Below are 12993 nucleotides of genomic sequence, written 5' to 3'. Positions count from 1 at the left end.
CTTATACTTTTGCTTTTGTTGCAACAAGGGCTATGGATAAGCCCATTACAGCAATTATTGTAAAAGAAAATTTGAGACTGGAGGCTGCAGCAACCATTCCTATTAGCGGCGGACCTATCATGAAACCAAGAAAACCAATGGTAGAAACGGCAGCCAGGGCAACCCCCGGGGATAATACCTGTGATTTTCCGGCCGCACTGTAAACTAAAGGCACAACAGAAGATACACCAAAGCCTACCAATAAAAAGCCGAGGATTGCAGTATATAAACTTGGAAAGAGTACTGATACGATTAGTCCTGTGGCGGTTAATGCACCACTCGCCTGCAGCGTTGTTTTTAACCCGTAGCGGCTGGTAAAACGGTCGGCAATAAAACGTCCCATTACCATCGTGCTCATAAAAGCGGTATATCCCGCACCTACCCAGGCTTTTTCGGCCATTACAATATTTTTAAAATAAATGCCGCTCCAATCAAACATAGTTCCTTCGCAAATCATTGAGCAGAAAGCAATAACTCCCAGTTTAATAAGTGATTTCTCGGGAAGGGCAAAGATAGGCTGGTCAGTTTTTGTATTTATATCTTTTTTCAGAACATAGCCCGAGCTGACTGCGACAACTGCAATTGTAATGATGAGAATTAGAATAAAATGATAAAAAGGATTAATGCCTAAGCCAATCATAAAAGCGCCAATGGCTGCACCGGTAAATCCGCCCAAACTCCATAACCCGTGAAAGGAAGCCATAATAGATTTTTTGTACAAATCTTCTACACCAACAGCCTGCGTATTTACTGCAATGTTTATCATATTCCCTGTAATCCCAAATAAAAATAAGGATGCGATTAAGTGAAGTGTGTTAAACGATAAACCGATACTCAACAGAATTACAGCATATAAAACTGCGGAAAACAATACTACCCGTTTACTGCCCTGTTTTACAATTAGGATTCCCGAAAAAGGTAGGGAAATCATTAAACCCACAGGCAATGCAAATAAAACTCCCCCAAGCTCTGCTTCAGACAAATGCAGCTTCTGCTGAATTGTAGGAATGCGTGAGGCCCAGCTGGCAAATCCTAATCCCTGAATGAAAAAAAGACTTGCAACTGCTATCCTGTGTAATAATATTGATCTATGAGCGGTACTTTGAAAAGCTATATCTGATTTCATGAAAGTGGCTTAGCGCAATAATACGGAAAGGCCAATATTAGAAAATAAATCTGATATGAGGGATGTATGAACTGAGTAGTTTTATATAAAAATCTTCCCGAAAATTTTAGAATGAAAACGAACTTCTTTTATAAACTTTCGTATAAGTTAAGATTGCTGTTTAAACTTACAACATACGCTCTATAATTATTAAAATTAATGCCCGGTTACAATTGTATAAAGAAGTTTTTTCTTTGCTGTATTTTTATTTTTTACTTCTGTTTTTTAGGTTTTTCTCAAAGTTGTATAACGGTTAAAGAGGATTTTGGGAGGGGAAGTTCTCAATTTGGTCCCAAAAATAGCAATGTTCCTTGGTGGGTAGAATATCCAGCTGGTGAACTTGATTGTCCTACCAATGCACGTTATTCTATTTTGAGTTATTTTTCAGGCAATTGTTTCGTACAACCAGGAAAACCACAACCCTGGTATACAATTACCGAGGATCATACTTCTGGTGACAAAAATGGATATATGTTATTAGTGAATTCTCCAGATCCGAAATATGAGTACTTTTATAAACAAGCTTTTAATTTATGTCCCAATACAACATATAAGTTTAAAATATATGTGATGAGTTTAAAAAAAGATGCTGTTGGAGAAGAGCCGGATCTTATGTTTACAGTGAAAACAAGTGATGGAGCAATATTGGGAAGTGCGGCAAGAAAGCTGGAATTAAAACCTAGTGCAACCTGGGAGGAAATATCTTTCTCTTTTGATACCAATGGCTCGGGGCAAACAGAATTTTTTATAAAAGATTCGGCGGATCCTCTAAATTTCGGCAATGATTTCGTAATTGATGATATTTCTTTTACTCCTGAAGGGTATATTGCTCCAGAAGATATACTAATTCCTTCAGCTTTTACTCCAAATGGGGATGGCATAAATGATACATGGAGAATTACAAGCCTTAATACTAATTTTCCTGACTGCAGTATTGAAATCTTTAACAGGTATGGTTCTCCAGTGTTTTCAAGTAAAGGTTATTTCAACTCTTGGGATGGCACCAACAACGGAAAACCTTTACCTGATGGCACTTACTACTACATCATTAATTTTAATAGTACTGTTAGAAGAAGCGGATATGTTTTAATTGCTAAATAAGAATAAATAAGGCAGGATCTGTTATTTGAAAAACTATTTCGTTCCCATTTCCGTTTCTTTTATAATCATTAAAATGTAAAATGGCTTTTTTAATGAAATCTTATTAAACCAATATGCGTTAAGAGAATCTTAATAAAGCAACAAAAGAAGGGATGAAAAAAAATAGCACGAAATATCTTATCTGGGTTTTACTTATTACGTTTATTGCTGCATGTAAAAAAGATCCTCAGCTTAAACCCGAAGAAAATGTTTCACCTGAAACGGGAACCAGAACCGAGCTTTCTCTTGATTCTATTTACCTGTACGCAAAACAAACTTACCTGTGGTACGATCAATTACCCGGCTATCAGGAATTTAACCCCCGACAATTCGCTTCTTTTCAGGGCGACGAAGAAAGCATATTAAACAGTGAATTATATACCATTACACAAATTCCCGTCAACCCCCAAACCGGAAAACCTTATGAGTATGTGGCCAATGCCGGCTATCCTAAATATTCTTTCTTAAATGTCAATACAAATATTTCAGGAAGTCTGAGTGCAGTTGATTTGGAAGGTTCGGGTGATGACCTTGGATTTAAAATACAACCTATTGAGATTAACAATTCTTCTTATGATTTTCGGATTAAATATGTAGAGGTAGGTTCTCCTGCTTATAAGGCAGGTTTAAAACGCGGATACCGGGTATTGCAGGCAGATGAGGAAAACATTAATCTTGATAATTTTGATAATATACCTGAGCAGAATCGGGTAGTGCTGAAAGTTCAAAAACCTAATGGTTCCGTTTCTACTGTAACACTTAACATGGATTTCTATGAAAGCAATCCTGTTTTTAAGAAAACTATACTTACTGCCGGTACTAAAAAGGTAGGATATGTTGCTTTAGCCCGCTTTTCTAATCTGAACAATTCCCAGTCTGTATTAAATGATGCTTTCTCTGAATTTGCTAATGCAAACATTGAAAATATTGTTGTCGACCTGCGTTATAACGGCGGTGGTTATGTAAATACTGCACAATATCTTACAAATCTTATTGCCCCGTCAAGCCTCAATAATAAGGTAATGTACATAGAACACTATAATGATCTGATGTCATCAGATAAGGCTGAAATATTGAAAAAACAGATCTTGTATGATGAAAATAACGATCCGGTTACCTACAAGGGCCGTACTGCAACTTATTTTGATCTTGATTTTACTGAAGAAGGTAATACTTACAAGTTCAGCAGTACAATGGAAGTAAACGGAAGCGACGTAACCATTCCTAAAATTGAATCGGTTAAGAATGTGTATTTCATAGTAACACGAAATACGGCTTCTGCAAGTGAGCTTGTTATTAATAATTTGAAGCCACACCTGAACGTTAAAATCATAGGATCAAATACCTATGGTAAACCGGTGGGCTTTTTCCCCATCCGTATTGACCAGTACGAAATGTACATTCCAAATTTCCAAACAAGAAACGCGTCAGGTCAGGGAGATTATTTTTCAGGTTTTACACCTGATGTTGCTTCTGTTGACGATGTGACAAGAGACTTTGGCGATCCGAACGAGTTATGTTTATCAAAAGCATTGGCCTTAATTCAAAATGGCAATACGATAAGCGCCAATACCACCATGGTTTTAAAAGGTAACCGTGTGATGAACGCATCCTCGGTAGAAGTTAAAAATGTAGGTAAGGACGATTCTTTTAAAGGGCTCATCGAAAACCGGTTAAAGCTGAAATAAAATACCGAAATCTTTAATATTCCCTTCCGGAACATGAACAATATCTATTTCTATAAGTTCTTATCAGAAATAGTATCATGTTCCGGAATGCTTCTTTTGCAATAGGCTTCGTTAGTTTATTCCTCCTGGTATATCTTATTCTGATTTACAGCAACAGTTTTTTAAATGTAATTGCTGTTATGTTTATGATATCACCATTCCTGTTAGTTTACATGGTGTATACTATATTAAGATATGGTAAATACTCGGGAAAAGAGCTTGGTGAGAATGAAGAATACGGATACGAAGATTTCAAAAAATCTGACTTCTAATCAATCCAGTTTATTTATAAAAGTCGCCATTTCATTACAATCAAGAACGAAATCAATATCAAGATTGGCAAGCGCGTGATTAGGCATAAAAGATATTTCTGCTGTTGACGGGTTTTGAATTACAACGGTTCCACCATATTCCCTTACCTTTTGCAATCCCCTTGTACCGTCGGCATTTGCCCCGGATAAAAGAAAGCAGGTTAAAGATTCCCTGTATGCTTCTGCGGCAGTTTCAAATGTAACATCAATACTGGGCCGGCTAAAAAGTATTTTTTCAGATGCATCGAGAGAAAATGTGCCTTCTTTTTCTATCAGTAAATGATAATCGGCAGGAGCGAGGTAGACATTTCCCGGAAGAATCGGGTCTTTATCTTCAACTTCTTTGACATTTAAAGGCGTTTTATGTGAAAAAATTGCAGCAAGCGAAGAGTTTATAGCTTTTTTTCGATGCAAAACAATAACTAATGGGATGTTAAAATCAGGTTTAAGGCGGGGCAAAAGTTTTATTATTACATTCAGGCTTCCTGCCGACCCGCCGATTGCTATCAGTTTGGTTTGTTTCATCCCTGTTTTCTCCAGATTTTTTCCTTTTTGTTTACTTCTTTAAACCTTGGAGCTATGGAAGAAAAGCGGATGGTTTCTTTTGAGCCCAGGGCAAGGAATCCTAAGTTCTCCAGGCTTTCATCAAATAAAGTAAATACCTTCGACTGGAGATCCTTGTCGAAATAAATCAATACGTTTCTGCACAAAATTAGTTGAAACTGATTAAAGGAATGGTCTGAAACTAAATTATGAGTAGAGAAGATCATTTTACTGCTCAGGTTTTCGTTAAATTTCACCCTGTCGTACACAGCGGAATAATAGCTGGAAAACTCTTTTTTACCACCTGCCTGAATATAATTTTCAGAATAAAGTTTCATGGCACTCAATGGAAAAATTCCTTTGGCTGCTTTGTCCAGCGCTTCCGGATTTAAATCGGTTGCATAAAGAAGGGATTTATGCAGCAGATTCTCTTCCTGCAGCAAAATCGCCATAGAGTATACTTCTTCACCGGTAGCACATCCGGCATGCCAGATTCTTATAAAAGGATAGGTTCCTAAAACGGGTATAACCTGCTCCCGAAGGGTTTTGTAAAATTCCGGGTCGCGGAACATTTCAGTAACAGTAACTGTAATCTGCTCAACAAAACGCCCGATGTAATTTTTGTCGTTTAGCAAGCGAAACCGGAATTCTGCAAAGCTGGGAAAACGATCTAATAAAAAAAGGCGGGAAATACGCCTTTTTAAAGAAGCTTTTGAATATTCTGTAAAATCATATCCGTGAGTTTCAACTAAATCATTCAATAAAATTCTAATTTCCTCATCTTTTATAATCTCTGCTTCCACGTGCTACTTCAAATAAAGCTTCAATAAATTAAGTAATAGGTCTACATCTATGGGTTTAGAAATGTAATTATCTGCCCCTGCATTTAAACATTTTTCTTTATCGCCTTTCATTGCCTGTGCTGTAACTGCAATTACAGGAATTTCTTTTAATTGCGGATCTTTCCGAATGATAGAAATAGCTTCATAACCATCCGTCTGCGGCAGCATCATATCCATAAGAATAATGCCAATATCTTTCTGGTTCGATGCTATCTGCAATCCTTCTTCGGCAGTAGTGGCTGAAATACAGCTAAATCCTTTTGCTGTTAGTACTGCTTTTAATGCAAAAATGTTTCGGGACTCATCGTCTACTATTAATACTTTGTCTTTTTTCTGATCCATATTGCTTTAAATGGTACGGTCATAAAGCCATACTCTTAAAAGGGAGATGAGCTGATCGATATCAATTGGTTTTGAAATGTAATCAGAAGCACCTGCCTGAATGCACTTTTCACGGTCGCCTATCATAGCTTTTGCTGTTACAGCAATTACAGGCAGGTTTTTAAACCTGTAATTCTGCCTTATTTTTGCGGTTGTTTCATACCCGTCCATTTCGGGCATCATCATATCCATTAATACAATATCAACCTCCTGATTTTCTTCCAGAATTTTTAATGCTTCCTTTCCGTCTACCGCCGAAATCACTTTCATTTTTAACTGCTCCAGCGCTTTGGTTATCGAAAAAATGTTTCGTACATCATCATCAGCAACCAGCACAGTTTTGTTCTTTAATACTTCACTTAATACTCCTAACCTGGATGACGGTGCTGTTTGAGTTTGATCTGTTTGTTTTTCTTCCACAACATGAAGGAACAATCCAACCTCGTCTAAAATGCGCTGATAGGAATGAGCGGTTTTCAATACAATGCTATCCGCATATTGCTTTAACTTTCCTTCCTCATTTTTTGATAAATTTTTACCGGTAAAGATTATAATAGGAATATTTTCCAGTCCTGGATTTTCCTTCACCGTTTCCAGGGTTTCGTAGGCATTTTTGTCGGGTATCCCCATATCCAGGATAACACAGTCAACTTCTTTTTTCTGCAAGGCGTTAACACCATCCCGGATAGTTTCAGTTATGGTTGAATTTATTTTAAAGGTTTCGAGGAAGTAAGCAAGCGCCTTAGCGTGTTTCGGATTTTCTTCAATTATCAGCACCTTACGTGAGCCTTTACTTAATGCCTCCTCCAGCTTGTAAAATACCTTCTGCATCTGCTCAACAGCCAGCGGTTTGTTAATAAAATCGATTGCTCCTTTTAGCAGACTCTCTTTCTTAACTTCCATCGAAGACATAATATGTACCGGAATATGCCTTGTTTCTTTGCTTGCCTTCAGCTCTTCCATTACTTCCCAACCGTCTTTTACAGGAAGCTGAATGTCGAGCAAAATGGCTTTTGGCTTATATTGTTTTGCAAGTTCAATTCCACTATCTCCCCGAACAGCTACAATGCCTTTATATCCCTTTTTACGGGTAAACTCCAGCAATGCTTTGGCAAATAAGGTGTCATCCTCAACTATAAGGATGTATTTATCCTGAGGATTGATGGAATTTCTATCATCATCTAATTCATTCGGAATTACAGAGGTTATAAAACGCGGCCGCTCTTCCGGTGATGATGTGGCAGCTTCTGGTTTGTCATCAATCTCCTTTCTGATATCAATTTTATCTTCTGATATTTCCTTTTTATTCGGGATTGGGTATTGAGGAATTGTGACTATAAACTCGCTGCCACTTCCTAACTCGCTTATTAGTTTTATTTCGCCTCCTAAAAGCTTCGCCAGCTCTTTTGAGATAGACAATCCAAGTCCGGTGCCCCCGTACTTTCTTCTTGTGGTGCCGTCTGCCTGCTGGAAAGCTTCAAATATTTGTTTTTGTTTCTCTTTAGCTATGCCTATTCCTGTGTCTTTTACACTAAAAGCTATGTAGGAGCTCTTGTCTTCAGGAACTGAGATATGAAACTTAATAGAGCCCTTTGATGTAAATTTAAGTGAATTTGAAAGCAGGTTTTTAAGTATCTGTTCTAACCGCAAACGGTCTGTTGAAATTGATGGGACATCCGGACTGATATTGAAAAGTAGTTCCAGGTTTTTTTCCCTTGCCAAAGGTGCAAACATGCTTTGCAGGTCTCGTACTAATTCATCGGCAAATACCGGAGAATATTCCAGATCCATTTTCCCTGATTCAATTTTTGAAAGGTCCAGAATCTCATCTATCAGCGTGAGCAGTCCGTTACCCGAACTTTGAATTACTTTGGCATATTCAATCTGGTCTTCCGACAGGTTATTCTCGGTATTTTCACCCATTAGTCGTGAAAGAAGAAGGATTGAATTGAGCGGCGTTCTCAGTTCATGTGACATGTTTGCTAAAAACTCCGACTTGTATTTTGTGCTCAGCTCCAGTTCTTCTGCTTTTTTCTGTATTTCCAGATTGCGTTCAACAATTACCTGGTTTTTATCTTCCAGTAGCCGGGCTCTTTCTTCCAGTTCCTTATTTGCCTGAAGCAATTCTTCCTGCTGCACCTTCAATTCTTCTTCTGATGCCTGCAGTTTATGTGTTTGCGCTTCCAGTTCGGTATTAATATTCTCTAATTCACCGTGCTGTGCCTGCAACTCTTCTGATTGTGCCTGGGTTTCTTCAAATAATTCCTGCAGTTTTGCCCTGTTCTTAGCTGTATTTAAAGCTACCGCGATATTATTTGATACCTCTTTTGTCAAATGAAGTGCAGCTTCCGAAAATGGTTTAAACGAACCAAGTTCTATTACACCCTTTAAAATTCCGTTATATACGAGCGGAACAATCAGAACATGATTTGGATTAGCAGAACCGCTGGCAGTTGCAATCTTTACAAAGTCAGCAGGTGTGTCTTTTAAATAAATAATTTCTTTATTGACTGCTGCTTGTCCTACAAGTGTTTCGCCGAAAGGAATTACAGTCGGGATTGATTTTTTATCTGCGACAGCATATCCATTATAATAATGCAGTTTTTCTTCGTTGCTTATAAAAAATAGTCCCACTTCAACTTCCAGGTAGTTTACCAAAGCATTTAATGAATCTTTTGATAGTGTGTCCAGCGTTTTCTCACCCTGCAGACTGGTTACTATTAATGCTACTCCGGTTTGAACCCATATCTTTTCTTTATTTTCCTGTCGGAATTGCTGAAGATCTTTCTTCATTTGTAAAATGGCATGGCCAATAACATCATCCTCGGTACGGGGAACTATCTCTACATCCATCTTTCCGTGACCTATTGCCTCTGCAGCTTTGGCAAGCTGATTGTTGTTGCGGTCTATAACCAGCACCGATTCGGCAAGACTGCCAATAACATCGTTAGAAGATATCGATAAATCTATTCCGGTAGAACCTACTGCAAGCTTCTCTGCGGCCCATCGTAATTGACTTAAGCTCTGAGAGATAGTTCGGATAGTATAAAAAACAATAATGATAACCAGAATGATGATACCGGTTACAAGAGCAAGATTTTTATACATATCCATTTTCTCAGCTTCATATAGCTCACTAACTTTTTTATTGACTTCTGACGTGAGTGTTATAAGTAACCTGTCTAACTGGGCAACGCCGCTTCCTGAAATATCCCAGAATTCGTCAGGAGTATAAGTTTTATCAATACCATCATTTTTAATGTAGCTTTCAATAAAGTCCAGAGTAGGTTTAAGGTCGCTGTTTTCCCGGGCTTTTTGATAAGTACTTATTGCCTGCTCTGATCCTTTTACTGAAAACTCCCGGTAGAAAGAATTGTAAATGCCATAAATACTGTTCAATTGATCGGTGGCAGCGGGATTCATCTGGTTTCCCTGATAAAATAACACTGAATAAATGCTTGCACGGAGAAGACCCAAATAAGTTATCATTTCAGACAACAGCTTCTGGCTCTGCATTTCTTTATAAATACTGTCACTTTTTGCAATATTCTGTAACGAAACCGGCGTGAGCGTATTGAGGCGAAAGATCGTATTGGTATAATAATTTGTTATTTGCTGAGGATCTAAAGAACCGCGGTCAATTTGTTTTCTTACAGAACCGAGGCTGTCAATAAACGTGTAAGACTGAAAGTTTTTGACACTGGGAGTAGAGAAAGTATCAAGGGCAAGCAGGGCAGAATCGGTTTTTGTCCTTTGATTTATTAAACTGCCTTTGTTTTGTTTTCTTAAAGCATAACTGAAACTAAATCTTCTTTCTTTTTGAAGTTCTGCTATCAGTTTCATTATTTCAGAGGATTCAAAAATGCGGTTTCTGAAATTTTCCAGTGTGTGAAGCCGTTCCTGTTTCTCCTGATGGATTTTGATTCCGAACAAAAGCAGAAATACAAGTGGCAAAAAACCAATAATCATTAATTTTACCGGTAAGGGCAAACTTTTAAAATTTCTCTTCATTTGTTATTCTGATTCAGTATGCTGAATGGGTAAACTAAAATAAAATTCCGAGCCTTCTCCGGGTGTGCTTTTTACGCCGTATTTGCCATTGTGCCGTCGTATTATATCTGAGCAGATATACAAGCCCATGCCAAGGCCCTGAAAACGATGAGAAGATTCTTCCACACGATAAAACTTCTGAAAGATATTAGATTGCTTTTCTTTTGGGATACCAATTCCAAAATCCTTTACCAGCACTTTTACTTCGTTCTTATCGGGAGTGGATATCTCGACATGAACCTCTTTCTTTTCCGGTGAATATTTGATAGCGTTGGTCAGATAATTAATTATTACCTGTTCAATCCTGATATCATCCCCATATACCTTAACATTGGCAGTGCCTTTTTTTATAATCTTATAATCATCATGTGTTTGATTAATGATTTCAATAGCATTATTCAGCAAAGGTTCCAGTTCGAAGGTTTTTTTGTTGAACTTGATCTTTCCGCTTTCAATCTTAGAAATATCTAAAAGGTCGGCAATGAGGCTTTGAAGCTTATCCAGCTGAAACTGAGTTCTGTTTAAATATTTTTTTGATACTTCTTTGTTTTCCGTGTCGTTCAACGAACGCTCAAGAATTTGGAAATAGGCTTTTATGCTGGTTAGAGGAGTTTTCAGCTCGTGGCTGGCAATACTTAAAAACTCGATTTTTTTATTTTCGGCCTGTTTTTGGTCTTCAATATCTGTAAATGTTCCAACCCATTTAATTACATTATCGCCTTCTTTAACAGGGATGGCACGTAACAGATGTACCCTGTAAATATCCTGGTTTAGTTTTTTAATGTTTACTTCTGATTCCAGCGGCTGACCTGTTTGTATGGCTTCAGCCCATTTTTCATCAATACTGTTCTCGTCCGGATGGTTTTCAGGAAAAAGATGTCCTGAATTTGAATAATTAAACCAGTGCTGGTTTACGAACTCAATTTCGCCGGTATTCTTTGCAGTAAACGCAATCTGGGGAATAGTTTCCAATATGGAACGCAATTCCTGTACTCTTTCTCTCAGTTCAGACTGCGCCTTTTTACGAAATTCAATTTCTTCACGTAAAACCTGGTGTATCCGCGTTAACTCCTGCTTTTGTTCGTATAAACGATGAAACGTTTTAACTTTTAGAAGTAAAATATCGGGATCAACAGGCTTGGTAATGTAATCAAGTGCGCCGCTAAAATATCCTTTGGTAACAAACTTCTTTTCAGTATTTACAGCAGAAAGAAAAATCACCGGAACATCTTTTGTTTTACTGTAACCAGATATTGCTTCAGCAACTTCAAAGCCGTCCATTCCCGGCATCTGCACATCCAGGATAATCAGGGCGTACTTGCTTTTTAGTATTTTTTTCAGGGCTTCTTCTCCAGACAGGGCTGCGTCAACTTCAAATCCGTTTAATTCCAGTAATTTTTTTAGCGAAAATATATTTTCAGGCTTATCATCAACTATAAGAATCATTATAGCGTTTTAAATTCTATTAAGTATATCAAGTTCAAATATAGTATTACGAGGAGCAGATACTTCCCTTTCCAGGCTCCTTTTTTTATTTAGAAATGTTTTTTTTGAAAGCTCCTGGCATATCAAAAAACAATTATTAACAATGTAGTTCAGCATTTGTTTTAAAATATATTCTACTCCTAAAGAGATTAAAAAATGGTTTTTTGTAGCTTTAGCGCAAAAATAAGTATTATAAAAAAGAGTAAAGCTTTTTAAAGGAATGGCGCTTTCATATAATAGAATTGTTATAAAAATAGGATCGAATGTTTTAACACAGGAAAACGGGTTGCCGGATTTACAGCGAATGGAACATTTGGCAGATCAGATAGCCCGGATTAAAAGTCAATCGAAAGAAGTTATTCTTATTTCATCAGGGGCCGTTTCTTTTGGTAAAAGCCTTATAGAAATTCCTGAGAAGCAGGATGCTGTTGCCAGCCGCCAGCTTTTTGCTGCAGTAGGACAAGTAAAACTTATTAATACATACGCCGATCTGTTTAACAGGAAAAATTTAATAAGCGCACAGGTTTTAGTTACCAAGGAAGATTTCAGAGACCGCCTGCATTATCTGAATATGAAGAATTGCTTCCAGATACTGCTTAAAAATAATGTCATTCCAATTGTAAATGAAAACGACGTTATATCAGTAACCGAATTAATGTTTACCGATAATGATGAACTTGGCGGTTTGATAGCGTCTATGCTGAATGCTGATGCCTTACTTATTTTAAGTAATGTGGATGGTATTTATAACGGTGATCCTAAAGATCCTAAATCAAAAGTTATTGAAGAGATTGCACCTTTAAGTACTGGATTTTCTTCATTCATTACTGCTAACAAATCACAATTTGGAAGAGGAGGGATGGTTACAAAATCTAATATGGCCCATAAGGTAGCACAATTAGGTATAACCGTTCATATAGCCAACGGAAAAAAGGAAAACATTGTATTGGATGTATTGGAGAACAAGGTTGTAAACACAAAATTTATACCGTTAAAAACTACTTCGGGCAAGAAGAAATGGATAGCCCATTCGGAAAATTATGCAACAGGGATTGTCCAAATAAATGAAGGAGCAAAAATTGCGTTAAATTCGCCAAAAGCTACCAGTTTGCTTCCAGTGGGAATTTCGTCAATTCAAAAAGGATTTCAAAAAGGCGATATTATTAAACTGGTTGATGAGCAGGGAAAAACAGTAGGACTGGGAATAGCGGAATACAGTGCAGAAAAAGCAACGGAACGTATCGGGAAAAAGAAAGAGAAGCCCTTAGTTCATTACGATTACTTATTTTTGAATACTGAAATAAATTAAT

At 37.4% G+C, this 12993-nt stretch carries 9 protein-coding genes; 3 read left to right on the top strand and 6 right to left on the bottom strand.

The window, feature by feature from the left end:
- Window position 1 precedes the first annotated feature (1 nt).
- Window positions 2–1165 (bottom strand): MFS transporter, encoded by a 1164-nt coding sequence (locus tag ACLCDL_RS15155; protein ID WP_423149247.1) that lies wholly within the window; start codon window positions 1163–1165, stop codon window positions 2–4.
- 609 nt (window positions 1166–1774) lie between these two features.
- On the opposite strand from ACLCDL_RS15155, the gene ACLCDL_RS15150 reads away from it, so the two are divergent.
- Both ACLCDL_RS15150 and ACLCDL_RS15145 read left to right on the top strand, forming a co-directional pair.
- A complete protein-coding gene (locus tag ACLCDL_RS15150) occupies window positions 1775–2305 on the top strand; it encodes a T9SS type B sorting domain-containing protein (RefSeq protein ID WP_423149246.1) in 531 nt (176 codons plus the stop codon).
- Window positions 2306–2457: 152 nt separating this feature from the next.
- A complete protein-coding gene (locus tag ACLCDL_RS15145; protein ID WP_423149245.1) occupies window positions 2458–4032 on the top strand; it encodes a S41 family peptidase in 1575 nt (524 codons plus the stop codon).
- Window positions 4033–4343: 311 nt separating this feature from the next.
- On the opposite strand, the gene ACLCDL_RS15140 is transcribed toward ACLCDL_RS15145, so the two are convergent.
- From ACLCDL_RS15140 to ACLCDL_RS15120, 5 genes are read right to left on the bottom strand one after another with little or no spacing between them, the layout of a single operon-like run.
- Entirely contained in the window at window positions 4344–4907 is a 564-nt protein-coding gene (locus ACLCDL_RS15140; protein ID WP_423149244.1) for a chemotaxis protein CheB, read from the bottom strand.
- Window positions 4904–5728: a CheR family methyltransferase gene (locus ACLCDL_RS15135; RefSeq protein ID WP_423149243.1), complete on the bottom strand. Its 825-nt coding sequence runs from the start codon at window positions 5726–5728 to the stop codon at window positions 4904–4906. The genes ACLCDL_RS15140 and ACLCDL_RS15135 overlap by 4 nt, the downstream gene beginning before the upstream one ends.
- A gap of 3 nt (window positions 5729–5731) precedes the next feature.
- Window positions 5732–6109, bottom strand: coding sequence for a response regulator (locus ACLCDL_RS15130; protein WP_423149242.1), 378 nt, complete (start codon window positions 6107–6109; stop codon window positions 5732–5734).
- Between the two features lie 6 nt (window positions 6110–6115).
- Entirely contained in the window at window positions 6116–10159 is a 4044-nt protein-coding gene (locus tag ACLCDL_RS15125) for a response regulator (RefSeq protein WP_423149241.1), read from the bottom strand.
- 3 nt (window positions 10160–10162) lie between these two features.
- Window positions 10163–11644, bottom strand: coding sequence for an ATP-binding response regulator (locus tag ACLCDL_RS15120; protein ID WP_423149240.1), 1482 nt, complete (start codon window positions 11642–11644; stop codon window positions 10163–10165).
- A 259-nt stretch (window positions 11645–11903) separates the two neighbouring features.
- Here ACLCDL_RS15120 and proB point away from each other — a divergent pair, with 259 nt between their 5' ends.
- Window positions 11904–12992 carry a glutamate 5-kinase gene (proB, locus tag ACLCDL_RS15115; RefSeq protein ID WP_423149239.1) on the top strand — a complete coding sequence of 363 codons (1089 nt, stop codon included), beginning with the start codon at window positions 11904–11906 and terminating at the stop codon, window positions 12990–12992.
- The last annotated feature ends 1 nt before the right edge of the window (window position 12993 follow it).

Origin of the sequence: Rubrilithobacter danxiaensis (genome assembly GCF_047272945.1) — a bacterium.
GTDB classification, from domain to species: domain Bacteria; phylum Bacteroidota; class Bacteroidia; order Sphingobacteriales; family Sphingobacteriaceae; genus Rubrolithibacter; species Rubrolithibacter danxiaensis.
Note: the sequence above shows the minus strand (reverse complement) of the source record. Positions and strands in the feature narration are given on the sequence as shown.

Bases quoted from the DNA above. Each gene is read 5' to 3' on its own strand.
- ACLCDL_RS15155 (WP_423149247.1), bottom strand. From the start codon at position 1,165: ATGAAATCAGATATAGCTTTTCAAAGTACCGCTCATAGATCAATATTA.
- ACLCDL_RS15150 (WP_423149246.1), top strand. From the start codon at position 1,775: ATGAGTTTAAAAAAAGATGCTGTTGGAGAAGAGCCGGATCTTATGTTT.
- ACLCDL_RS15145 (WP_423149245.1), top strand. From the start codon at position 2,458: ATGAAAAAAAATAGCACGAAATATCTTATCTGGGTTTTACTTATTACG.
- ACLCDL_RS15140 (WP_423149244.1), bottom strand. From the start codon at position 4,907: ATGAAACAAACCAAACTGATAGCAATCGGCGGGTCGGCAGGAAGCCTG.
- ACLCDL_RS15130 (WP_423149242.1), bottom strand. From the start codon at position 6,109: ATGGATCAGAAAAAAGACAAAGTATTAATAGTAGACGATGAGTCCCGA.
- ACLCDL_RS15125 (WP_423149241.1), bottom strand. From the start codon at position 10,159: ATGAAGAGAAATTTTAAAAGTTTGCCCTTACCGGTAAAATTAATGATT.
- ACLCDL_RS15120 (WP_423149240.1), bottom strand. From the start codon at position 11,644: ATGATTCTTATAGTTGATGATAAGCCTGAAAATATATTTTCGCTAAAA.
- proB (WP_423149239.1), top strand. From the start codon at position 11,904: ATGGCGCTTTCATATAATAGAATTGTTATAAAAATAGGATCGAATGTT.